This window comes from Pseudanabaena yagii GIHE-NHR1, from assembly GCF_012863495.1.
GTDB classification, from domain to species: Bacteria; Cyanobacteriota; Cyanobacteriia; order Pseudanabaenales; family Pseudanabaenaceae; genus Pseudanabaena; species Pseudanabaena yagii.
In genome coordinates this window covers 410592-435064 of record NZ_JAAVJL010000001.1, presented here as the reverse complement: position 1 = coordinate 435064, position 24473 = coordinate 410592, and the positions used below count along the sequence as shown (strand labels likewise).

20 protein-coding genes, 1 tRNA gene and 2 pseudogenes are annotated in these 24473 nt (G+C 41.9%); 12 read left to right on the top strand and 11 right to left on the bottom strand.

Features of this window, described 5'->3' with window-relative positions; genetic code table 11:
* Positions 1 to 179: 179 nt before the first annotated feature.
* Positions 180 to 1310 (top strand): hypothetical protein, encoded by a 1131-nt coding sequence (locus HC246_RS02125; protein WP_169361951.1) that lies wholly within the window; start codon positions 180 to 182, stop codon positions 1308 to 1310.
* A 307-nt stretch (positions 1311 to 1617) separates the two neighbouring features.
* Positions 1618 to 1702 (top strand) — tRNA-Ser (locus tag HC246_RS02120).
* A 72-nt stretch (positions 1703 to 1774) separates the two neighbouring features.
* Here HC246_RS02120 and HC246_RS02115 read toward each other — a convergent pair.
* Positions 1775 to 2527: a DedA family protein gene (locus HC246_RS02115; RefSeq protein WP_169361950.1), complete on the bottom strand. Its 753-nt coding sequence runs from the start codon at positions 2525 to 2527 to the stop codon at positions 1775 to 1777.
* A 149-nt stretch (positions 2528 to 2676) separates the two neighbouring features.
* Complete coding sequence (locus tag HC246_RS02110) at positions 2677 to 3081, bottom strand: NIL domain-containing protein (RefSeq protein WP_169361949.1); 405 nt, start codon at positions 3079 to 3081, stop codon at positions 2677 to 2679.
* Between the two features lie 248 nt (positions 3082 to 3329).
* Between HC246_RS02110 and tftA the strand changes: the two genes are divergently transcribed.
* The 3 genes from tftA (at position 3330) to HC246_RS26200 (ending at position 5504) form a co-directional block, all read left to right on the top strand.
* On the top strand, positions 3330 to 4724 hold the full coding sequence (tftA, locus tag HC246_RS02105; RefSeq protein WP_169361948.1) for a hormogonium tapered terminus morphoprotein TftA: 1395 nt from the start codon (positions 3330 to 3332) through the stop codon (positions 4722 to 4724).
* A 135-nt stretch (positions 4725 to 4859) separates the two neighbouring features.
* A complete protein-coding gene (locus tag HC246_RS26205) occupies positions 4860 to 5117 on the top strand; it encodes a hypothetical protein (RefSeq protein ID WP_263972422.1) in 258 nt (85 codons plus the stop codon).
* Between the two features lie 21 nt (positions 5118 to 5138).
* Positions 5139 to 5504, top strand: coding sequence for a Uma2 family endonuclease (locus HC246_RS26200; RefSeq protein ID WP_263972421.1), 366 nt, complete (start codon positions 5139 to 5141; stop codon positions 5502 to 5504).
* Positions 5505 to 5515: 11 nt separating this feature from the next.
* Here HC246_RS26200 and HC246_RS02095 read toward each other — a convergent pair whose 3' ends face one another.
* Together HC246_RS02095 and HC246_RS02090 are read right to left on the bottom strand one after the other, a co-directional pair.
* Positions 5516 to 6088, bottom strand: coding sequence for a Uma2 family endonuclease (locus HC246_RS02095; RefSeq protein WP_169361947.1), 573 nt, complete (start codon positions 6086 to 6088; stop codon positions 5516 to 5518).
* Between the two features lie 50 nt (positions 6089 to 6138).
* Positions 6139 to 7113 (bottom strand): succinate dehydrogenase/fumarate reductase iron-sulfur subunit, encoded by a 975-nt coding sequence (locus HC246_RS02090; protein ID WP_169361946.1) that lies wholly within the window; start codon positions 7111 to 7113, stop codon positions 6139 to 6141.
* A 306-nt stretch (positions 7114 to 7419) separates the two neighbouring features.
* Between HC246_RS02090 and HC246_RS02085 the strand changes: the two genes are divergently transcribed.
* A protein-coding gene (locus HC246_RS02085) for an IS1 family transposase (protein ID WP_169361945.1) occupies positions 7420 to 8108 on the top strand; the annotation gives its coding sequence in 2 pieces (ribosomal slippage) (positions 7420 to 7752 and positions 7755 to 8108; 687 coding nt in all).
* 45 nt (positions 8109 to 8153) lie between these two features.
* Here HC246_RS02085 and HC246_RS02080 read toward each other — a convergent pair.
* On the bottom strand, positions 8154 to 8387 hold the full coding sequence (locus HC246_RS02080; protein ID WP_169361944.1) for a DUF433 domain-containing protein: 234 nt from the start codon (positions 8385 to 8387) through the stop codon (positions 8154 to 8156).
* Between the two features lie 129 nt (positions 8388 to 8516).
* Between HC246_RS02080 and HC246_RS02075 the strand changes: the two genes are divergently transcribed.
* From HC246_RS02075 to HC246_RS02065, 3 genes are all read left to right on the top strand, one after another.
* Entirely contained in the window at positions 8517 to 8975 is a 459-nt protein-coding gene (locus tag HC246_RS02075) for a DUF29 domain-containing protein (RefSeq protein WP_169361943.1), read from the top strand.
* Positions 8976 to 9105: 130 nt separating this feature from the next.
* Positions 9106 to 9672, top strand: a complete 567-nt coding sequence (gene def / locus HC246_RS02070; protein ID WP_169361942.1) for a peptide deformylase — start codon at positions 9106 to 9108, stop codon at positions 9670 to 9672.
* Between the two features lie 134 nt (positions 9673 to 9806).
* Complete coding sequence (locus HC246_RS02065) at positions 9807 to 10169, top strand: cupin domain-containing protein (protein WP_169361941.1); 363 nt, start codon at positions 9807 to 9809, stop codon at positions 10167 to 10169.
* A 41-nt stretch (positions 10170 to 10210) separates the two neighbouring features.
* Here the strand turns inward: HC246_RS02065 and HC246_RS02060 are convergent.
* From HC246_RS02060 to HC246_RS02050, 3 genes and pseudogenes are all read right to left on the bottom strand, one after another.
* Positions 10211 to 10309 (bottom strand): annotated as a pseudogene (locus HC246_RS02060) (transposase); the annotation flags it as partial.
* Positions 10300 to 10518 (bottom strand): DUF7219 family protein, encoded by a 219-nt coding sequence (locus HC246_RS02055; protein WP_169361940.1) that lies wholly within the window; start codon positions 10516 to 10518, stop codon positions 10300 to 10302. The gene HC246_RS02055 and the pseudogene HC246_RS02060, both read right to left, overlap by 10 nt.
* A gap of 261 nt (positions 10519 to 10779) precedes the next feature.
* Positions 10780 to 11766 carry an ABC transporter ATP-binding protein gene (locus HC246_RS02050; RefSeq protein WP_169361939.1) on the bottom strand — a complete coding sequence of 329 codons (987 nt, stop codon included), beginning with the start codon at positions 11764 to 11766 and terminating at the stop codon, positions 10780 to 10782.
* A gap of 287 nt (positions 11767 to 12053) precedes the next feature.
* Between HC246_RS02050 and HC246_RS02045 the strand changes: the two genes are divergently transcribed.
* A complete protein-coding gene (locus HC246_RS02045) occupies positions 12054 to 12425 on the top strand; it encodes a response regulator (RefSeq protein WP_169361938.1) in 372 nt (123 codons plus the stop codon).
* Positions 12426 to 12455: 30 nt separating this feature from the next.
* Here HC246_RS02045 and HC246_RS02040 read toward each other — a convergent pair whose 3' ends face one another.
* Complete coding sequence (locus HC246_RS02040; protein WP_169361937.1) at positions 12456 to 12965, bottom strand: phosphate-starvation-inducible PsiE family protein; 510 nt, start codon at positions 12963 to 12965, stop codon at positions 12456 to 12458.
* An 86-nt stretch (positions 12966 to 13051) separates the two neighbouring features.
* Here HC246_RS02040 and HC246_RS02035 point away from each other — a divergent pair.
* Positions 13052 to 13935, top strand: a pseudogene (locus HC246_RS02035) (DUF72 domain-containing protein).
* A 33-nt stretch (positions 13936 to 13968) separates the two neighbouring features.
* On the opposite strand, the gene HC246_RS02030 reads toward HC246_RS02035, so the two are convergent.
* Both HC246_RS02030 and HC246_RS02025 read right to left on the bottom strand, forming a co-directional pair.
* On the bottom strand, positions 13969 to 15255 hold the full coding sequence (locus HC246_RS02030) for a hybrid sensor histidine kinase/response regulator (RefSeq protein WP_169361936.1): 1287 nt from the start codon (positions 15253 to 15255) through the stop codon (positions 13969 to 13971).
* Positions 15256 to 15345: 90 nt separating this feature from the next.
* Complete coding sequence (locus HC246_RS02025; protein WP_169361935.1) at positions 15346 to 22407, bottom strand: PAS domain S-box protein; 7062 nt, start codon at positions 22405 to 22407, stop codon at positions 15346 to 15348.
* A 385-nt stretch (positions 22408 to 22792) separates the two neighbouring features.
* On the opposite strand from HC246_RS02025, the gene HC246_RS02020 reads away from it, so the two are divergent.
* Entirely contained in the window at positions 22793 to 24367 is a 1575-nt protein-coding gene (locus HC246_RS02020; protein ID WP_169361934.1) for a mercuric reductase, read from the top strand.
* Positions 24368 to 24473 lie beyond the last annotated feature (106 nt).

Here is a 24473-nt window from a genome sequence, read left to right as displayed (position 1 = left end):
CTCAGCCACCCTCTCTCTTTTAGAAAAACAGATAATGGTGAGAATTCTTTCTAAACTATTGCGAGTTCTCTCAAAACGTGATAGAACGAAATGATGAGTTTATTCCATCATAAGCAAATGTATGAGGAAACAAACTAATCAAATCAATCAATCATTATTATCTCTTTGGTTCCCATAATATGAGTATAGATCTACCTGTAAGTCTACAGCCAGATGGTTTTGGCGCGTCTTTACAAGCTTTGCAATCCCATTTGCAAGGTTTCCTCGCAGAATATGAAGATAAAGTCGCTCAAGCCCGCGCTCAACTCGCTCACGTTGAAGCCCTCCTTGGCAGCCTCCCTGCCGAAGCTCCTAAAGCCAAAGGTAAAAAGAAAGAAGCTGTAGTTGCTCCTCCTGTTGTAGTTGCTCCCGTAATTGCTGAAGTTCCCAAAGCCGCCCCTACCAAAGGTCGTAAACCCAAAGCCGCCGCTAAACCTGAAGCAGCTCCTGCCGCCACACCTGCTGCTAAAGGAAAAGGAAGAGGACATCGTCGGGGTTCATTGACAACTCGTCCTGCTTACGAAGGACTAACCCTGACAGAATCGATCGAAAAGATTTTGAATGAGCGCCAAGGACAAGCAGTTAATGCAGATGATGTAGTCAATATCCTTTATGGAGATCTCCCTGAAACTGTTTTCCGTGTAGCCAAAGAACGTGTCACTAAGAACCTATCGAAGGGTAAAGGTGAAAATAGATGGAAGCGTGTTCCTAATCAGCTCGGTTACTACACACTTTCCCTCGAAAGTTTGAAAACAGTTCCTACATCAACCATCAAGAGAGGTAGAGGTGCGGCTAAGGCTGCGGCTCCTGCGGCTAAGGTAGAGAAAGCTCCTAAAGCTGCTGCCAAGGCTCCTAAAGCTGCTGCCAAGGCTCCTAAAGCTGCTGCCAAGGCTACCAAGGCTCCTAAAGCTACTGCTAAAGCTGCTGCACCTAAGACTCCTGCTAAAGCAAAAAAGTCTGAGGCTGCGGCATCCAAAGCTGCTCAGCCCAAAAAATCTGGTCGTTCTAGCTCCTTGGCTTTCCGTCCTCTTTATCAAGGTAATACTTTAACCGATGCGATTGAGAAGGTTTTACAAGAGCGTAAGGGTGAGTTCGTTAATGCTGATAGCGTCGTCAAGGCTTTGTATGGCGATCTTTCGGTTGAGAATTTCCGCCAAGCCAAGGATCGTGTTACCAAAAACCTGTCTAAGGGCAAGCTAGATGGTAAGTGGGAAAGAGTTCCTAATCAGCTAGGTTATTACACCTTGTCGATGTCTGCGGTTAAGGCATAAAACCTTTATCCAGAGATAGCAATATAAATTTTGCTTAAACCCAAATAAAGGCAACGCATCGCGTTGCCTTTATTTATTGGAAGCTGTTTTTTAATGTCATTTCTGGTTAAGCTGGCAAATTTTCAAAGCCCAAAAGTAAAAGCCTTGCTAAGCAAGGCTTTTACTTTTGGGCTTTGAGAGAGGGTTTGCGTAGCAAACCCTCTCTCAAAGTTTCAAATTATCTCGAACTTGCGTTAATTATAAAAAAGCTCTCTTTGCGAGCTTTTTTGCTTGTATTGTGCGTATTGATGCTTTAGAATATCCAACGGGAGAGATGGCAGAGTGGTCGAATGCGTTCGACTTGAAATCGAATGTTGTGAAAGCAACCGAGGGTTCGAATCCCTCTCTCTCCGTAAATAAACAAAAAAAGCTACCGTCAGGTAGCTTTTTTTGTAATGAAGTATTGCTAGGAATGCCCTTTTGTTTTAGTCATTTTCGATCGCTTGTTTAACCATTACCTTATCCTCAGCGATCGGTAATAATACAGGTGACTCTTGCCCTGCTTGTAGATGTGGATGACTAGGGTTAGCATTTTGAGGCTTACGGGAAGTGCGCCAATCAATGAACTTGGCTTTTAGGAAACGAAATGCGGGTGGTGCGCCAAACCACAGGACAACTGCACTTAAAATGATAGAGCTAATTTTCACAACTCCAGATACTAGGGTTTCAAGGGGAATTAGCGTGCCTGCATAGTAGGCAACACCTGTAGTAACTACACCCCAAACCAAAGCACCTGTAGCGTTAAAAAAGAGGAACCTTGAGTAGGACATCCCCGACAGCCCTGCCATTGGACCTGCAAAAATCCTCAAGATGGCGATAAACCTTCCAAAGAAAACTGCGCGATCGGCACTACCACGGAATTTTTCACGGGCGATCGCAATCTCATCGGTGGGCATCCGAAATAATTTACCGATTTTTTCTAGAACTGGTAAACCACCCCAACGACCTAACCAATAGCCTGCACTATCTCCGAGGATTGCTCCTGCTACAGTACATAGCAAAACTAATGGATAGCGCAATTCACCATTTCCTGCTAGGAAGCCGCCTACCAGCGTAATCGTTTCCCCCGGTAATGGGATGCCAGCATTCTCAAGCATAATGCCCAAGAAAACGATCCAGTATCCATACTGTTGCGTCCATTCTTGAATAATTTCTAGCGAAAAAAACTCAAAATGCATGAGTTGTAACTCAAAGTCTAGTGGGCTAAATTTGTATATAAAAAATTGTTACTTTTTGTATCATTATAGGCGCTTGTCCGTCAAAAAACAGACCTATACGTCAGCCCTTAGACTGGATTTTCAGCTAGCGCAGGTAAAGATACTACTAACTATAGATTAATCGAGATGGCGTTTACAGGACAAGCCGCTATACATTGTTCGCAAACTACACATCGCGATCGCGTAAAGGTGAGTTGAAAGCTCTTAGGATCGAGGGTCAGAGCTTCAGTGGGGCATACACCAGTGCATAAGCCACAGTCAACACAGGCAGTATCGTCAATTACAATTTCGCGCCCATGTAATGAAACCTCGATATCTTGCGATCGCATCCATTCGATGGCTTCTTCGAGCTGGTCGATATCCCCTGATAGCTCTAGTACCATCTTGCCGACTTTATTGGGAGCCACTTGAGCGCGGATGATATTTGCTGCAATATTAAAATCTTTGGCAAGCCGATAGGTGAGGGGAATGTTGATCGCCCGTTTAGGGAAGGTGAGATTAACTCTTTTTTTCATAGTTGGTATTTTTGGGGTATTACCCGCCCTAATCAATCAGCAATACTAATTATGAAACTAATGCTGGGATTTTTATCATCGAAAATATCGAAAGGATCTGTTTCCCGCCTGAAGGTCTGGAAACAAATACTAGAGAGGCGGTGCGAAGCACCGCTTCTCTAGTTGATAAATAAATAGTCAAACAGGACAAAAGCTGATAAACTCACGGAGACTTTTTTGCTTGCTGAAATGGACTAGCAGATAGGGATATGGGCAAAATATTTATTTCCGCAGGTCATAGCGTTTTTGAAGGTTCGTTCCGCGATCTCAGTGAAGGAGTTGGCGGCATAATCGAAATGGCTGAATTGGTAGCTACTAGAGATCTATTAATTGCTGAATTACGATCGCGGGGGATTGCGATCGCTGTACCTAGTGATGACCTGACCTTAGAAGAGACGATCGCATGGATTAATTCAAGGGCAACTAGTCAAGATGTGGCTCTATCCCTCAATCTCGATACAGTTACTTCACCAGAATTACGAGGAGCCACAACCTATTACATCGCCAATAATACGATTCGCAAACGTCAAGCGGAAATTATTACCAATGCCTTAACAAAGCGTGTTCCTGAAATTACTAATCGAGGCGCAAAAGCGGACACGATCGCTAGTATTGGCAATTTGAGCTTTTGTCGCCAAATTGTCATTCCTTCAATTTTGTTGGAATTAGTTTTTGCAAATACTTCACAGGATCGCCTACTAATGCAAACAAGGCGGCGGGACTATGCGATCGGTATTGCCGATGGCTTACAGGCATGGATTAATGAAACGGCAACTACGATTCCTGTATTCACTCCCGCAAACCGTATCCCCGTCACTAAGCCTGTTACCTATCCAGAAATTAATATCAATCTCAATGGACAGAGTTATGAAGAAAAGGGGATTTTAGTTGCAGGCAATGTCTTAGTTCCAGCCGATTTAGTCGATCGCCTCGGTTTCGATCTGAGTCAAATTCCTTTAACCTGTCGTCTGCGCTATCAAAGTATTGTCTATGTACAGGCGATCGCCCTACGTGAACTGAATACTTCTGTATCTTGGGATAGCACCACCCGCACCCTCTATCTAAAAACGATTTTTAAGGTATTCACGGGGCAAATTGATCAGATCATGGGTGTGGGTAATGCCTCTGAAGTGCAGTTGCTGATGTTCCTAAAAAATAATAATGAGACTGCCCTCACAAACTATGGCGATTTACCACATATATATCGTGAGGAAGCAGAGATTGAAGGCGTAAATCATGATATTGCCTTTTGTCAAATGTGTATTGAGACAGGATTTCTCCGATTTGGTAGAGGTATTGAACCTGAACAAAATAACTTCGCGAGTCTTGGTGCTGCACCTTCAGCAAGTGCAACGGCTAAAATATCAGGAGCGAGTTTTGCCGATCAGCGCACAGGTGTAAGAGCGCATATCCAACATCTCAAAGCCTATGCGAGCAATGCTCCTCTATTTCAACCTGTTGTTGCACCGAGATTCCATTTAGTGGCGCGAGGCGTTGCCCCAGTCTTAAGTCAACTCACAGGACGCTGGGCGATCGATCCTCTCTACGATCGCAAAATCCTCGCCCTCATTCGTCGTCTCTATGAATCTGCAGGCATTTTCTAATTGCCCAAAGAGAGTTGCGGTGCTCTGCACCGCAACTCTCTTTGGGATTTTATGTCCTGATATACTTTTGGTGGTAGCTATATCTAAAATGTTAGGCTACAGCGATAAGATTGATGTACGCATTTACGGACTTATATGACAGTTCAATTAGCGGTACGGCAGCTAGAGATTCCTGAAGGTCAAAGATTACGCCTACACGATCTTAGCTGGCAAGAATTTGAATCAATTCTGGGAGAGCTTGGCGAACATCGTGCTTCTCGAATAGCTTATTTTGATGGAATATTAGAGGTAAGGATGCCTTTACCAGAGCATGAAGTTGACAAAGAGTTGATTGGGGATATTGTCAAACTGATTTTAGATACTCTTGGTGTCGAGTTTGAATGCTTTGGCTAAACTACATTTAAACGTCAGGATATGAAAAGTGGTATTGAGCCTGATACCTGCTTCTATATCGCCAATCATTACAAAATGGTAGGTAAACGGAGACTCGATCTAAATGTCGATCCACCACCTGACTTATCTATAGAAATAGATGTAACTTCGATTACTCAGTTAAAAGCTTATGAAGCTTTACAAGTTAAAGAGCTATGGTGCTACAGCGATAGCCAATTATTGATTTACATTTTGCAAGGTGATCGCTACATCGCCACCGCAATGAGTCCCACCTTCCCAAATCTAAAAATTACCGAAGCAATTCCCCAGTTTGTAGCGATCGCTCTTCACCAAGGTCGAAGTGTCGCTATGAGAGCTTGTCGGCAATGGTTGCAAGATGTGGTTTAAGAAAACCCTACTCAATCTAATAGCCATGCAAATAAATCTTTGACTGTAAGTTGTAAGCCATTAGCAAAATCTGGAACGGGAAGAATTGCCTCTGGTTCGTCAAAAACTTCGATTTCTTGTTTTTGCTGATAGACAAATACCGTTTTTTCATCTGGATCGATTAGCCAACCCATTTGTGTGCCGTGCTTTAGGCAATGCAGAATATTTTTGGTTACTTTAGTTTGACTTTGATCGGGTGAGAGGATTTCTATTGTCCAATCTGGTGCGATCGCAAAAGTATTAGAGACCTCACCATTAGCTTCACGGGGAATTCTCTCCCATTTGAAAACAGTAATATCGGGCACTGTTGAACGACCACCAAAGGTACAACGCAATTCAGGATAAGCACGACCAATCCGATGCGGTTTCAAGATTCGATTAATCTCTGGGACAAGTTCGCCTTGCAATGTACTATGTTTTCCCTGTTGCCTTGGCTTTTGGATGATTTGATTGTCAATATATTCACTAGCAGGCTTAGTCTCAGGCAGTTGTAAAAAATCCTGTAGCGTGAGTTGTGACTGATTGGCTGGGAATGTACTTTTCATATTTGAGTCCCACAGGTTATTAAGAGGGATTGTGCATAGCACAATCCCTCTTATTTATTTTTTGCAGAAGCGATCGCCTCAATTAGAGCCTTGGTTTCGGCAGCTCCTTCCGACTTTTTGAATTGCCAAGGATAGGGGATTTTGCCACTTAGCAACATCCGAATACCGACGGGAAAAATACCCAGCAATGCTTTTAAATCTTTGAAATCGTCACTGACTAGTCGTACCGCAAATTTACTTTCATCGATCCAACCATCTTCTTTGACTAAATCGAGCAGAGTGTGGCGATGACGCTGTGGCATGGATTCTGGTAGATCACGATTAGCGAGAATCTCATGCTTGATTTGGGAAATCCGATCTAGGGGTTGCACTTCTACTGGACAAACTTCATTGCAGTTATAGCAGCGCGTGCAGTCCCAAACAAAGCCCGACTCATTATATTTTTCGACTCGTTCCTCAGTGCGATCGTCACGATTATCTGCCATGACGCGATATGCCTTAGCTAGGGCATGGGGACCCACAAAGCGATCGCTGACTGCTGCGGAGTTACATTCGGAATAGCAGGAACCGCAGAGAATACAGTTAGCGGCGGCTTGGAGTTTGGCGCGTTGAGCAGGGGTTTGCAGATATTCAGTTTTGCTAATTTGTCGTGATGCGGTGGAGACATAGGGATCGACTTTGTGGAGGTTATCCCAAAACTTGGTCATGTCCACGATTAAGTCCTTAATCACAGGCAGATTTTGCATCGGCTCAATTACCAATTCCGTATCATGCTCTCCCATCACTTCACTAATATGTTTCTGACAAGCCAAGCCTGATCGCCCATTAATTCGCATTGCACAGGAACCACAGATCGCATTGCGACAGTTACGCCGAAAACCAACGGAGCCATCCTGTTCACTTTGAATCCTAATCAATACATCTAATACTGTAGTGCGAGTTGGATCGGCTTCAATTTCAAAGGTTTGATAGGTAGGTTCGCTAGTACGTGATGGTTGGCGGTGAAGCTTGACGGTAATATTCATAGATATATGCGATCGGGCTTTGAGCATTAAGTTTAACTTTAACGCAATGTTTGATAGATGGTGTGATTAACTGAAGAGACTTCAATTCTGAAAATATAAAGTTTCTACCTGATATAATTTTGAAATAATTGAGTATATAGCAGTCCTAAATCATTTATGAGAAAAATAGGGCTTCGACTTCGCTCAGCCATCGTATCCCGATGGCTGAGCGAAGTCGAAGTCTCTCTCAACTCATTTAGGGGCGTTGCATAAATGAGGGATGAATGAGTAAATATTAAAGATAACGAGTTTAAGCAATGAAAAACAATGAAATGTCCAAAGTGTGGTTCAACACATATTCGTAAAAATGGGAAACGAGGAGACAAACAAAATCATATTTGCGCTGATTGCGGTCGTCAGTTCATTGATCATTACTCAGTGCTGGGATATTCCCAAGATGTCAAAAAAATATGCCTAAAAATGTACTGCAACGGCATGGGATTTAGACAAATTGAGAGATGTACCGATGTTAGTCACAACTCAGTCATCAACTGGGTTAAGGAAGCAGCCAAGCAATTACCAGAACATCCACCGATTGAGACTATTCCTGATGTTGGTGAACTGGATGAACTCCAGACTTTTGTTGGGTCAAAAAAAACTTGATTTGGCTATGGACTGCGGTGAATCATTTTAGCCAAGGTATCTTGGCTTGGGTATTAGGGGATAGGAGTAGCAAAACCTTTGAACCTCTATGGACATTGATTAAGGTTTGGCAATGCTATTTCTGGGTTACCGATGGCTACTGTGTCTACAAAATGTTTATCAACTCGGAAGATCAAATTATTAGCAAAACCTACATGACCAGAGTTGAGGGTGAAAATACGAGACTGAGACATTATCTTGCCAGATTGCATCGCAAAACTTTATGTTATTCAAAATCTGAACAAATGTTGCGGTATTCAATTCGTCTGTTAATTCATTATCTCAAGTACAAATCGATTCCCACCTTTTCTTGATTCATCCTTCATTTGTGCAACGCCACTGAGCATCAATCCAAATAATCATGCAGTGAGCCTAGGAAAATCAGTACGCCGCGCCGCAAAAACTAAACAAGCTTGAATATCAGCAAGCTCTAAATCAGGAAAATCTTCTAGAATTTCAGTAATACTTACATTTTCCGATAGCATTTCCAAAATATCAGTTACCCGAATTCGCATCCCACGAATACAAGGACGACCACCGCATTGCCCAGCAATTTGGGTGATACGATTTAGTAGACTATGTTTTAAGTTCATAGGTTTTTCTTTGAGCTGATCTACTTTAATCTTAACGCCAGTTGAAAATATTTGATGTGATTAAGTAATTGTAAAAAAACTCTCAATATCGATTATAGATATAGAAATATTGTCAAAGGAGCAACCACAATGACAGTCATAACTACTCCCTCCCCTTTAAATACAGTCTACGAACAAGACTACCTAATGTGGTTAGAAATGACTAGCGAACAACTCCGCACAGGGAAATTAGAAAATCTAGACATTGAGAACCTTTTAGAAGAAATTGAATCAATGGCGCGAAAGGAAAAAGTTGCTTTAGAAAGTAACTTAGAAGTTTTATTGATGCACTTACTCAAATATCAATATCAAGTCAATAAACGTACTTCGAGTTGGCGATATACCATTGATGAACATCGTAGCCGCATTCTCAAAGCCCTAAAAGTAAGTCCCAGTCTAAAACCATACCTAAAACAAGTCTTTGATGACTGCTATCAAGAAGGTCGCAGAAAAGCCGCTATTGAAACAGGATTAAATATCTCTACTTTCCCAATGCGATCGCCTCTTAGCCAAGAAGAAACTCTAAATCCTGATTTTCTACCTGAATAAGTCAAATTGCGAAAAACTGCTCAACTGTCACAATCGGACAAGCAAAACTATCAACAAGACAGAGCAAATCGCGATCTATGTCAAAATATTAATAGTTAACTACAAGCTTATATTTACAAGCTAATTGGCAATGTCTGCAATTTCTATCAAAGTCCCCAAGCAAAAAGTCAGTAACCCTCCTTTACAGGTGCATACTCTGGGCGATCGCGTATTACGTCAGCCCGCTAAACGCATTAGTAAAGTCAACGACGAAATTCGGCAGATCATTGTCGATATGCTGATCACCATGTATAGCAACGATGGAATCGGACTAGCTGCACCTCAGGTGGGGATTAACAAACAACTACTCGTGATTGATATCGAACTCAAGGATGAGAGCAAACCACCTTTAGTGATGATCAATCCTGAAATTAAGGGTTCGGGTGGAGACTTGATCACTGGTGAAGAGGGATGTTTGAGCATTCCTGAAGTGTTTCTTGATGTTGTCCGTCCTGATCAAGTAGAAGTTTCCTATCGCGATGAAGATGGTAGACCTCAAAAGCTTGTAGCAAGTGGTTTGCTAGCAAGAGTAATTCAACATGAGATGGATCATTTGAATGGTGTATTATTTGTCGATCGCGTCAAAAATGCAGTTGCTCTCAACAAAGAATTAACCGCCCATGGTTTTGCTCCCAAGGATGTCCAAGCAATTAACTAAGATTAGGGATTTAATAAGGAACCAAATTTTTTGTGGTGCGGCTTCACCGCACCACAAAAAATCGGCTCCTTATTTGCATTTCCATTAAAGCAGCGCTCAGTGCTGCTTTAATCACAAATTAAGAGAATCTATTTATGCTGATCCAAAAATTGCTTGATTGTCCAGAGTTTATTGCGGGTGACTCGACTATATTGCGCGAATTATTACACCCTGATAAACAAGCGATCGATCTTCGCTATAGTCTTGCCCATGCAATTTTGCCAGTAGGAGAAACTTCGCAACCACATTCTCTTACTACTTCTGAGGTATATTACATCCTGAGCGGTATTGGCGAAATGTATATTGATGGGGAAGTATGTGCGATCGCATCAGGTGATGCCGTATATATTCCCCCCAATGCAAAGCAATTTCTCAAAAATATTGGCGATGAACCAATTGTATTTATCTGCATCGTCGATCCTGCTTGGCGAAAGGAAGATGAGACTATTTATGAATAGTTAGCGAACTACCATGCTTAAAACTGTTGTTGCTAGTAACCAAAAGCGACTGAGTTACGCACCATATGGATAATGCATATCTGTACCTGTGTCTTGGGAAATACAGTTTCAATCGCATTGGGAAACCCAGTTAAACTATTGAAGATTTAGCAGATTTTTCTAGCTGTTGCCATAGTTCTGCTAACTGCGAGTAAGCTTCTTTTGACGAAATTTCTCCATTAGTTTGAAGATTGTAAATAATGCTGACCCGCAAAGAAAACTCTTTCAAAACTGTATTAAACATAAGGTTTTCATTGTTCGCCTCCCCGTACTGTCGAGATCTTGGAAATAAGTGAGAAGTGTTTAACATAGTCTTTTAGTAGTAACACTACAGATAGAAATCATTTGGTATCTTTCTCGTGGAAACGTAGTTTTTTCGTGTAATCAATCAACCGCGCCAACCCAACTGCTGAATACGACATTAATACTGCATATAAATTTTGGATAGACCTGAAAGTTACTTATTGGTTACACAAAAGTTACAATCTCCTAAACATCATGATATCCTCACAAAAATCTATAGCAATGCTTGAGAATTAAGACACAGAGGGCGCTTAGCACCCTCTGTGTCTTAATGGACAGTACCAGCCCGAAAAACACTACCGATGACTTCCTCGATCGCAGGTTCATTTACCGATAAATCCAAGATTTCTAACTCGGCAAGAATCTGAGAAACTGCCTTTGTCAAATTTTCGCGTGGCACTAAAAAGCAAACCGCTTGACCATCGATATTCAGGATTTGACCATATTTCTGTAAATCATTGCGATCTCCTATTGGTTGAGCTAACTCCACCCGCACTTCTCGGTAGGGCGCAAAGTTATTATGCAAGCCATCCAGACTGCCATCATAGATCAGTCCCCCTTGATGGATCAGCAATACTCGTTTACACAAAGCCGTAATGTCTGCCATGTAGTGACTGGTTAACAAAATTGTGGCCTGATAGCGCTGATTATACTCCCGCAAAAATTCACGTACACTTGCTTGAGCATTGACATCTAGCCCCAAGGTCGGCTCATCCAAAAACAAAACCTGCGGTTGATGCAATAGCGCCGCTAGTAATTCTGCCTTCATGCGCTCACCGAGGGAAAGTTTCCGCATTGGTTGCGACAGTTTCCCTTCGAGAGATAGCATCTCGGTCAATTCGCCAACACGATGCTTAAATATTTTGTCGGGAATGTCATACACCGCCGCATTCATGCGTAATGAGTCCAGAGCTGGCAAATCCCAAATTAGTTGTTGTTTCTGCCCCATCACCAAGGTGATTTTTTGAAGAAAGCCTGCATCACGCCGAAAGGGGATATGCCCTGCGACTTGCACATTGCCCGATGATGGATGAATTAACCCCGTTAGCATTTTTAGCGTTGTGGTTTTGCCTGCACCATTTGGCCCTAAAAATCCCACCATTTCGCCAGAGGCGATCGCAAAGGAGATATCTTTAACAGCAGCGATCTCGCGATATTGACGATGCCAAAAATGCTTAAGAGTACCAAACAGTCCTGAATCCTTGACCGCAATATTGTAAATTTTGCTCAAACCTTCAACCGTAACCATCGCCATAGCACTCTAACCAAGATGCATTCTGATATACTGTCAACAATAACGATGCTTTTCATTGATATTGTTCATTGATCAGCTAGAGTTGGGTCAACAATTCTGTAAAGACGCAATCAAAAAACAGTTAATGTTGATTAGCTAATATTCTTAACCTTATCTCATTTTTAAGGTTTTAGAAATTTTATGATTGCAATAGTGATTGATCTTTGGAAATTGCATTAATTCTTTTGGGAGTTGAATGCTAGCAAAGATCTTGGCTAATGCACAACTGGAAAAGCAGGAAGGCAGTTATGGTAAAAGTCCTCGTAGTGGACGATAGTTCGATGGTGTTGGAGATGGTCTCGGCACATTTAAAACAGCATGGTCTAGAAGTTATAGAAGCCCATGATGGTGCTGACGCAGTTGAAAAACTTAAGGTTGTTACTCCCGATCTCGTTGTCACCGATGTGGTTATGCCTCGGATGAATGGCTACGAGTTATGCCGTTGGATCAAAAATAATGCCTCTACGAAAGATGTACCCGTAATTATGTGTACAACCAAAAGTGAGGAATTTGATAAGTACTGGGGTATGAAACAGGGGGCAGATGCTTACTTAACTAAGCCTTATCATCCACCTGAATTAATCAAAACTATTAAGCAGTTACTTAGTCAGGTCAAATAGATATAAAAAAGGGGGGCTAGCCCCCCTTTTTTATTTACGCCCCTTGAAGCGTAGTGATGCTTTTTGTTCGGGATCGATCCCTTCAAATGTGGGGGGCAGCCAAACTCGGACGATCAAGAGTAACGCTAGGGCAACTAAAAAGGCGCAAGTTGCTAATACCTGTTTCCATTCAACTTCTAGCAACCCTTTAACAATTACTTCCCGCAATACCGATACGATGGTTACTTCGACAGAAACCCCTATCGATACTCGTTGTTCTTGAAGGTAAATAATTAATAGCCGAAATAGTTCTACTAAGATGAGAATAAATAAAATATCAGCGGTAATTTCATGAAAGCGTAAGGTTGTAATTAATGATAAGAAAATCTCCTTAAGTTGCAACACCATGACGCAGAATAGCCCAATACATAGAGAAATAGCGATCGCGTCTTGGACTAGCTCTAAAGTGTGGACAATCCGATAACGTAAAGTATTTTTGTCTTGATTGGGATTGATTTGTTCATCAACAGGAGCATCAATGAGTTTATTTAACTGTTGCATATCTAGATTTCATCCACTAAAAAACATGGACTCAAATTAACATAGGCTGTATTTATAACACAATCATAATTTCATTAGTTTTTATAATGTCTAACATATTTTATCTAGGTTGTGCGGTTTGGGCTTTTAAGGGTTGGGTTGGTGATTTTTATCCAAAAGGAAGCCGTTCAACGGAATTTTTGCCACTTTATAGCGATCGCCTGATGACGGTGGAGGTAAATTCCACTTTTTATGTGATCCCCGATCGCCAAACCATCCAGCGTTGGGCAAAGGATACACCCACAGAATTTCGCTTTTGTCCAAAGTTTCCGAAACATTTCACCCATAATGGTTTGCTGATGCCTTATATCGAGCAAGCCTTCCAGTTTTTAGATTTGATATCGGGTTTTGGCGATCGATTAGGTGTGTCATTTATCCAGTTACCGCCCAGCTATAGCCCTGCAAATTTTACTGATCTCGAAAACTTCCTCAAAGCATTACCAACACAGGATTATCAAATCGCTTTAGAAGTACGTCATGCCGATTGGTTTAAACCAAATCATAGCGATCGCCTCAATCAGTTATTACAAAGTTTAGGGATCGGACGGGTATTACTAGATTCGCGCCCCATATATGATTTGCCCTTTGGTGATGAGATTGATCCTGCTTTATCGATCCCAGTCCAACAGGAGCGCGCAAACCCAATTTGCCTTTGCAACCTGTGGTGACAGCACCTTTTAGTATTGTGCGATTTATCAGTCATCCTGATCGCGATCTGAATATTCGCTTTTGGCAAGAATGGGAAACTTATTTACGAGCATGGCTCACACAGGGGACGCAAATATACTTCTTTATGCACTGCCCGATCGAAGAGCAATCGCCCCATAATGCAAGGTACTTTCAGGAAATGTTAGAAAAAGCAAATGTGCCAGTACCAGCATTGCCTTGGGATGCTCTCACTCCGCCACCTCAACAATTAACCCTCTTTTAAATTTCCTTTATTAGAATTGCAATTGATAGTGAGTCAATTCCTAAATGGTATGCTCACAGTAAAGCAACTTCCTCGACCGATCTGACTGCTCAGTTCTATATCCCCCCTGTGCAATTCAACGATTTTCTTTACTATTGCTAGCCCAATTCCTATACCTTCGTAACTGCGGCTAAGCCCACTGTCAATCTGGATAAATGGTTGAAATAGGCTGTTTTGATCGCTAGGTGCGATGCCAAGCCCAGTATCAGTAACTTCAAAGTAAATCCAAGAGTGAGTATTCAAAACTTCCTGATTATCAGCTATCTGATTTAACGAATCTGATGTCTTAGCTACATTAGAAGAGGTTACAAGCTCACCAAGTGGAGGAGCTGTCTTTACATTCAAACTGACTTTACCGCCGATGGGAGTAAATTTGACTGCGTTATTGAGTAATTCGACTAATACTTGTCTCATCCGAAGTGGATCGGCTTTAAAGACTTCTACTTCTGGGGATATGTTTATCGTAATTTGAATTTTCTTTTTGAGAGACTGTTGTTTCACAAATTCTAGACTAGAATTGCATAAATCGGCGATCGCTACCGATTCGATATCCAGTTTCACTAAATCTGTTGTAAGTTTTGAGAAATATAAAATGTCATTAATCAATTTCAGAAGATGGTTACCACTACTTTCAATGATGGAGATCGCCTCTTTTTGACGGGGGTTGATCTGACCATAAATTTCTTCAAGCAAACATTCTGACACGCCTAAAATCGAGTTGAATGGTGTCCGTAATTCGTGACTCATCATGGCAAGAAACTCGTCTTTTAATTTAGAAACGCTCTTGAGTTCCACATAAGCTCTCTCAAGATTTGCATTTAGCTCGATTAGTTCTAGATTATTTTGCTCAAGGGCTAACTGATGCTTGGCAAGTTGTTTATCTTGTTCAAATCTCCGCAAAGCCTCCACTACTGTTAGCCTCAAATCAGTTTCGTCCCAAGGTTTAGATATAAAACGATAGAGATTTCCGCGATTGACGACATTGCCTATATCTTCAACATTGGCTTGTCCTGTCAGCATCACCTTGAGGATCTGAGGATAGCGGTGATGGAGTTCGATTAAAAATTCATCCCCTTTCATCTTCGGCATAATCTGGTCGGCAATTACTAGAGCAACATCCCCCCCGTTAGATAATATCTCCTCAATAACTTCTAGAGCTTCATCTCCACTTTCAGCAATTTCAATCTTGCAATCCGAGAAAAAATGCATTAACTGATTTCTCAGCATCAGTAGGACATTGCGTTCATCATCAACACAAATAATAGTCAGTTTATTCGTCATCAGTTTCTACGGTTGGAATTGATATTACTCGGAAATTAAAAATCCGTTAGTTGTTTAATTTAGATTTGCAGTGGGATTAATTCCTGATCGCTAGTTTGTATATTCAGATACAGGAATAACAACTGAAAATGTGACCCCTCCGCACTGATTTCTGACATAAATACTACCACCATGTTTCTGCACAATTTGGCGCACTATATCCAAGCCCAGTCCACTGCCTTCTCCTCTCGGCTTGGTTGTAAAAAATGGCTCAAACAGTCGCGGCATTATTTCTTCGGGAATTGCAGCGCCCGAATTTGTAATTTCAACTATTACTTTTCCATCTTGAGAGGCGATCGCTATTTCTAAAGTCCCCGTTTTACCGATCGCATAGATAGCATTGTCAATTAAATTAACCCACACCTGTGTAAGCGCATCTGGATTACATAGGAGATCGGGGACTGGCGCATATTTACGAATCACCTCTATTCCTTGTTTCAAACGATTTTGATATAACGTTAAGACGATTTCGATGCCATCGCTGATTTGGATCAGACTTTTCTCTTCAGCGTCACTGCTGCAATGGCTGTATGTTTTGAGTGCAAAAACAATCTTTGCGGCGCGATCAACTTCCTGCTGAATGCTGCTAATACTCTGATGTTGCAAAAACAGTTTGTAAGCCGCCTGTAAAATTTCATAACATTTCGGAGATTGCAGAATAGATTGATAAAGATGTAGATCGGAACCTAATTGCATCTGACTAAGTTGATTAGCAATGCCTCTAGCATCAGCAATACCTTGGCTGTCTAGTTCGCTTTGCAGTTGTCGTCGCAATTGTCGTTCTTCTTTGGTAGATAGGGATTGAGGTTTCTGAATTGCTGCCTTGACTAGAGCGATAAATTCTACTTGCTGTTGAGAAGTTAAGCTTTGCATAATTTGGGGCAGTTGCTGAAGGGAGGCATTGCTTGCCTCGATGATATTGCCCGTTGCTGCACGAATTACGCCTAGAGGAGTATTGACCTCATGGGCGACGCTAGCAGTGATTTGTCCCAAGGCGGCCATCTTTTCAGATTGAATTAGTCCTGCTTGGGTGGACTGAAGATTGGATAGAGCCTGCGAAAGTTCTTGGGTGCGCTCTTCTACTCTCTGTTCTAGAGTCTGAGTATATTCTTCGAGTTGTTTGGCTTGTTGTTGGAGTTGGGCTTCCGCAGCTTTGCGATCGCCGATGTCTGTGTGAGTTCCCAACATCCGTAAAGGTTGCCCAAGCCCGTCCCATTCGACAACTTTGCCTAAGGAAAGAATCCATTTCCAGTCACCATTTTTAGTGCGTTGTCGAAATTCTACGATGTAATTAGTAATTTCTCCATTCACATATGCTCGATAATTATCAGCAACTCGCTCTAGATCGTCTGGGTGCAGCCGTTCGATCCACTTGGCGTTTGTTTCATGAAATTCGGCTGGCTCGTACCCCAACATGGTGGCATATTCAGGGCTGACGATCGTTTCGCCAGTTTGCAGATTGAGATCGTATAGTCCCTGATTCGCAGCCATTAGTGCTAGACGCAGGCGTTCTTCGCTATCTCGCATATCTTCTTCTGCTTTTTTGCGATCGCTGATATCGCGAGCCACCCAAATGACCGATTGCTCACTCAAGGGAGAACATCTTGCACTAAACCAGAATTCTGTATCTTGGATCAACAGGCTATATTCATATTCTTGAGTTTTTTGCTTGTCTAGAGTGTTCCTGATTACTGATAGAAATTGCTCAGATTGTTCGGGTGGAAAAATCTCTTGAATACTTTTGCCAATGAGTCTATCAGGAGATAGGTAGAGCTTGTCTGCATTAGTTGGGGCGACCTTGAGATATGTTCCAGTTCGATCTACCACAAAGACAACATCATCCATTCCCAAAAACAAGCTGCGTAGTTCTAATTCAGATGCTTGTAAAGCTGCCTCTGTTCTTTTTTGCTCACTGATATCACGCATAATCGTTGAGAGGTATTCCAGTTCGCCTGATGGAGCTTTATGTACCATCAAAACTTGCGATACAGGAATCTCTTGTCCTTCTGGAGTCAATATTGCTGTCTCTCCAGTCCAATAACCTTGTTGAACTGCTTGAGGGATTGCTTTTTGATAGATTAGATCTAAAGCCCATTGAGGATGGAAATCTTGTATCCGATGACATGCTAGAGCTTCGTTTTCCTCCAGTTTTAGAAGTTGGCGTAATCTTTGATTTGTCCAAGTAATTTCACCATCTGGACTAGCAGTACCAATATAGTCTGAAGATGCTTCTAGAATTTTTAACAAACGTGTTTGTTCTTTTTCTAAATTTTTGCGATCGCTGATATCATGCAAAATCCCTTGCAGCCCGATCACACTTCCATTGACATCAAAGATGGGGGACATATTTAGTGTTACCCATAGATAACTACCATCTTGGCATAGGTGACGGAATTCTATGTTTTGATGCTTCTCTCCTTGCTCTAGTGCCAATCTAGCAGGCGCAATAGCCTTGTCTAAGTCATCAGGATGAATCAATTTCATTACGGACTGTCCTATCCATTCATCAATGGGTAAACCAAACATGGTCTGAAATTGGGGAGACAGATAGGTAAATATGCTATCAGAATTTGCAGCCCAGATCATGTCATTGGCTCCTTCCACTAGCGTTCTGAATTTATTTTCGCTCTCATACAGTGTTTGATAGAGTTGGGCATTTTCTAAGGAAATTGCAGCTTGAGAACAAATTAGGTTTAGCAATTCAAGGCGATCGCTGGTAAATGCTCCTATGGTCAAGCTATTTTCTAAATATAAAATCCCGATTAACTTGCCTTGTTTGAGAATGGGCATACATAGAACGCTTTTTGGTCGATATTTGAGGATGTAGCGATCGCTTGCAAATTGGACATCTTGTCGGGCATCACTCAAAACTATGGGTTCTAAACTATGCTTGACCTGATTGACGATACCAATCGCCATATCTTCACTGTGTTCTAAGGATAGGGGGGATGAGAAGATTTGCGAAGGTTTTCCAGATTCCACGAGCGCGACAATTTGCAACTCTTGTTCTGATTGCAAGAGTAAGACACATTTATCAGCTCCAGAATTAATATTGGCAATATTTAGGAGCGCATCTAAAAGTTTTGAAAGCTCTATCTCTTCAGAAATTGCTTGTGATGCTTTTAGCAGAGTCGTTAAATCGATTGCTTCAGAGGTATTGCCAGAAGAGCTTATAGATTTTTTCTGGAAAGCGCCAAGGGAGTCTCGAAGAATCGGCGCGAGTAGTTGGGGATAGCGATTTTCGAGGTCGGTGACTTTGGCGGATGCACCCCAATGCACATAGCCGTAATAAGCCTCAGTCATATAGACTTGAGCGATTTTTTCTTTGCCCCACTCAAGATAAAACTTCGCGGCGAGTTCGTTGGCAAGCGCTTCTTCTTGGATGTAGCCGTTAGTTCTTGCGCCAGCGATCGCGCGATCGTAATATTCAATAGCCTCTATTTTATTGCCCAAAATGCGATATCGCTCTGCTTCCACTAAATGCCATTTATGCAAATAGTTCATTGGCGCATTAAGAGACATTTTCTTGAGAAAGTCTTGATGTTTCTGCACCATTAAAAGAATTTCCGATTGCTCTACTTCCATTTGAGCAGGAAACTGTCTTAGATGCGTTAGGGCTGCAAAAAAATGAAAAATAGGAACAAAGAATGATCCTGACACGGCGATGAGACATTGCTCTGCTTGCTTAACGTAGTGAATGGCATCCGTATAATTACCAAAATAGTAAGCTAATAGCAGTTTATAAATATAGGTTTCAGCGATCGCGGTTTGATCATTATCCAGTTGCTGTTTAGGCAGCATTACCGCTTCATTGTAAGTATCGCCGATTAAGATATGGGGATGATTGACTGGTTTAATCAAATTTTCGGCTGTTTGTTTTCCTAAATTAATATAGGCTTGTGCAGAAGATTGTTTGATCTGAGCCAATTTCACGCTGTAGGTAGCCATGTCTTGAACAAAAAGTTCCAGTTCTCCACCACTAAAAAATATTGAATTACTGTAGGTAGCCAGAGAAAATCCAGCGTGCATAAAATCGCCAATTTCGATCCCAGCATTGTAAGCAGCTTTCAACATTGGAATTGTCGCTAGCAATGGCTCGTTGTGAGGCTGAACAAAGTTCCCAAATAGAAACATCACAACCGACTTAATCTCGGTGCTATTAAATTTTTCAAGTAAATTTAGAGCTACCTTTCCAAAAGCGTAACCTATAACTGTTTCTGTCAGAAATGCCGACATTACTAGACCATGAATGGCATATCCGATCGCTGAGGCTATCGTGTTACCAGATTGGATAGAAAGACTTACCATTGTTGCGCCAAGCCAAGGTAATAAGCTCGGCATCCCTTGAATGATTGGGGAAAACAAGATTCCCATAATTCGCATAGCAAATTGAGTTTGGGCATCGTTTGTAGAGGGTAGATCAACCAAGTCTGCAATTTGGATGTTTTCAAGTTGCTTAGCCAGAGTTTGCATCGCTTGAGCAACTTCAACTTCATTGGATTCATTCGGGAGATTAATCCCCAATAGGAGTAATGCTTTTCTACCAATTTCAATGGCTTCTAAGACATGACTTTGTAGGGTTTTTGCCGCAATTTGGATTTCGTAGATTTTTACTTCATCAACAATAGTTTGCGCCTTCTGTAATACCAAATCCGCTTGTTGTTCCATCCCTGCAAAGTCTCCACTCAAATAACTTGCCTCAACGGATGTAAGATACAAATCCACAGTCAATTCATACTGATACTGCCAGCTATTCTCCTGTAGCAGACCAATTCCTTTTTCAAGATAAATCCTTGCGGCGGCGTAGGCTGTAGACATTCTCGCCCTCTTTGCGGCTTTAAGATTTAATTTTGCCAAGGCTTCTCGCTCCATTGCTTCAGTAATTAATGATTGACCTTGATTTAAGTGTCCAACTAGATCAAACAGCCTTTCTTCAAGTTCTATTTTTGAGTAACTTTGTTGAATTAATTTACCAATTTTTAAATGGATTTCTGCTTCGCGCTCCTCTGGAATCAGCGAATAAGCAGCTTGCTGAACGCGATCGTGCAGAAATTTATAAGTTGCATTCGCATCAGTTGGCGTATCAACATTCGTATCAGTCTGCGTAAAGAACTTATAGTCTTCCGTCGTAGGAATAATAAAACCTTCTTCTAAAGCTTGCCATAGTGCTTGTGCTGCACTTTCTAGAGATTGTTGAGAGGCGATCGCTAGGGTCTGCAAATCAAACTGAGCGCCAATGCAAGCAGCCACTTTGAGGACATCCTGAGTTTCTAAAGGCAACTTCTGTAATTGGCTTGCCATAAATTCAACCACATCATCGGCATGAGTCAGTCTAGCTTGAGCAATATCGCAATGCCAATTTTGCAAATCCCAATTAAAAGTAATACTCTGTTCTTCATATAAAGCTTTGAGCAACTGCATTGAGAAAAAGGGATTTCCTGCGGTCTTTTGATATACCAATTCTGTCAAAGGTAAAGCGCTGGGCAAATCACAAATCAAGGTATCAGCAATCCATTGATGTATATTGGCTTGGCTCAATGCTTGCAGAGTAATTGTGTTCACGGTTACGCCTGTCTTGATCATTTCTGATATTGTCATCATCAATGGATGAACTGGCGATACTTCGTTATCTCGATAGGCTCCCACCATCAATAGATATCTTGCATCTTGCATCAATAGTTGCATTAACCTTAATGAAGATAAATCAGCCCATTGTAAGTCGTCCAAAAACATCACAAGGGGATGTTCAGGCGTGGCAAAAACTTGAATGAATTTTTGCATCAGTAAGTTGAAGCGATTTTGAGCCGCATTTCCTGATAGTTCTATAACGTTGGGTTGACTGCCGATAATTCCTTCTAGTTCTGGGATCACCTCAACGATGACCTGCCCGTTCTCTCCCACTGCGTCAAGGATTTTGGTTTTCCATACTTTCAGTTGATGGTCGCTTTCACTCATCAGTTGTCCGATTAAGTTGCGAAAAGCTTGTACAAAGGCGGAAAAAGGGATGTTGCGATTGTATTGCTCAAATTTACCTTTGATGAAGTAACCATGTTTCTGCACTATGGGTTTATGGATTTCATTTATGACTACGGTTTTGCCGATGCCCGATGATCCCGCTACTAGCATTAGTTCGCTATTACCTTCGGAAACTCGATCAAAGGTGGCTAAGAGACTCCCTACTTCGGCTTCCCTTCCATAGAGTTTTTCGGGGATCGTGAAGCGATCGCTGAGATCCTTTGCGCCAATTGTAAATTCAGTGATGCTTCCAGTTTGGTTAAGCTGATTTAGACAAACTTCGAGATCGTGCTTTAAACCCAATGCGCTCTGGTAACGTGCCTCTGCATCTTTTGCCATTAGTTTAAAGACGATTTGGGCGATCGCTTCTGGGATCTCTGGTTTCAATTCGCTGACAAGTGGTGCGGGCTTAGCAAGATGACAATGCACTATTTCCAAGGGATCGTCTGACTGAAATGGCAATTGTCCTGTCAATAGCTCAAACAAAGTTACGCCTAGAGCATAAAAGTCACAGCGATAGTCGATTCCCCGATTCATCCGTCCTGTTTGGCAGGGAGCCATATAAGCGAGTGTACCTTCTAAGATATTTGTACTAACTAGGATCTGCGTCTGGTGGGGCAGTAATGTCGCTAGTCCAAAATCAGTTACTTTAATCTGTTTCGTAATCGGTTCAATCAGAATATTGCTGGGGTTGATATCTTTGTGGATCACGCACTGATGATGGAGATCGTCCAAAATTGTTGCCAGTTGGATCGCGATCGCTAAAACTTCGGTTAGATCCAGAGGATTACCTGAGATGTAATCTGAAAGAGATATATATCCCTCATCAGGCATTACTAATACATAGCCATTGCCATAGTTTTCTAAGCCTATAGGTTTAGCGATGCCTTGGGAGTTAAGTCTTTGGGCGATTGTGTAATGGTTTCGCAGCCGTAGCAAATCTTGATGGGTCGGGCGATCGCTTCTCAATATTTTCAGCACGACAGGCTGTCTGTCTGCGATGCTTATGCCTCGATAGACAATTGTTCTGCTACCTGCATAAATTTGCTGCTCTAGTTGATAGCCTTGAATTGGGAGAAAGCGATCGCTACTAGCCATAATTGATTGAAGTGTCCTAATCCGCCTTCTTGTATATTAACGTGAATTCGATATAGCAATTTGCATCATGCGAAGCACAACGCAAATGGAAAATGGTAAGAATCGCTTAGTGATTCTTACCATTTTCCATTTGCGGCGAACTGACGTTATATTAGGACTTACTCAAAAAAACGAGATCTAGAGGCAATTCATGAATTGCCTCTACGGTAAAATTAGACTTTCGGGGCATTTTTGCGTAAGTACTATAGCAACGATGGTTTCCATATCGTTATTTAAATATGCCCTTTTGTTCACATCTCTCGTCTTTTCACAACCCCTTTTTAGAAGGGTGCAAGATTTCAGTTATCTCAACAATTATTTATCATTATCTCCCTAATATCAAGTCATGACTCAATCCTCAGAAAATTCCAGTGATCGCTATGCAGAATTCATTCAGCCAGTGGATGCATATAATCGTGATTTGATTGCAAATGTGCATCCTTTAGATTGGGTCAATCCTCAACCTGCGGCGCTTTATGATTTGGTCGTAATTGGCGCAGGAACGGCGGGATTGGTTGTCGCAGCAGGAGCGGCGGGATTAGGTTTAGGTTTGAAAGTGGCGCTAATTGAGAAGAATCTCATGGGAGGGGATTGTCTCAATGTTGGTTGCGTTCCTTCTAAATGCGTAATTCGTTCATCGCGAGTGGTAGCCGACATCCGTGATGCTACAAGATTTGGCATTAACTCACCTCAGAATATTGATATCGATTTTGCTGCCGTAATGGAGAGGATGCGAAAAATCCGTGCTGGCATTAGTCACCATGACTCGGCGGAGCGATTTCGGAATCTTGGTGTTGATGTATTTCTTGGTTCCGCCAGTTTTATTGATGGTAATGCGATCGCTGTTAATAACATCAAATTAAACATCAAATTAAATTTTAAAAAAGCGGTAATTGCCACAGGTGCAAGAGCCTCTGATCCACAAATAGTAGGACTTACCGAAGCAGGATATTTAACCAATGAAAATGTATTTTCACTCACTGAACGACCCAAAAGACTAGCAGTCATTGGTGGCGGCGCAATTGGTTGTGAATTAGCACAGGCTTTTCAACGCTTAGGTTGCGAAGTGACATTACTGCACAAAAATTCGCATTTATTCGATCGCGAAGATGCGGATGCTGCTGAAATTGTGCAACAGGTGTTTCTGCGTGAAGGTGTGCATTTGCTTTTGGACTGTGCGATCGCTCAAATCACCAAAACTAGCACTGGCAAAATCATCCATTATCAACAAAATGGAATTAACCATCAAATAGAAGTCGATGAAATTCTCGTCGGTGCAGGGCGATCGCCAAATGTGGAAGGACTAAATTTAGAAGCTGTGGGTGTGGAATACAGCAAACAGCGTGGTGTAGTCGTCAATGACTATCTGCAAACGACCAATCCCCGAATTTTCGCCGCAGGGGACATTTGTATGAATTGGAAGTTTACCCATGCTGCGGATTCTGCGGCTAGAATCGTAATTAAAAACACGCTCTTTTCTCCCTTTGGTTTGGGCAAAAGTAAGCTCAGTGATTTAGTCATGCCTTGGGTGACCTATACCGATCCCGAAATTGCTCATGTGGGTCTATACGCTAAGGAAGCCAAAGCACAAGGCTTAGAAACCGATGAAATTAAGATTCCTTTTAGTTCCGTCGATCGCGCAATTTATGATGGCGAGACTGAAGGCTTTGTCAAAATCTTGCATCAACGCGGCTCCGATCGCATTCTTGGGGCAACAATTGTGGCACGTCATGCAGGGGAAATGATTAGCGAAATTACTTTAGCGATCGCCTCAAAACAGGGATTAAATACTCTCTCTGGTGTGATCCATTCCTATCCCACCCAAGCCGATGCCATTAAAAAAGCTGCTGATGCCTATCGAAAAACTTTGCTTACGCCACGTACTCAGACTATTTTAAAACTTCTCAGTAAATTTAGCTAGAAATTACAGATATTTAAGCGAAATCTGGAATATATCGTGAAATATAACTTTAGTTCATATGGTAAGTCTATTAATGGGGATTTTTGAGACCCTATGGCTCGCTATG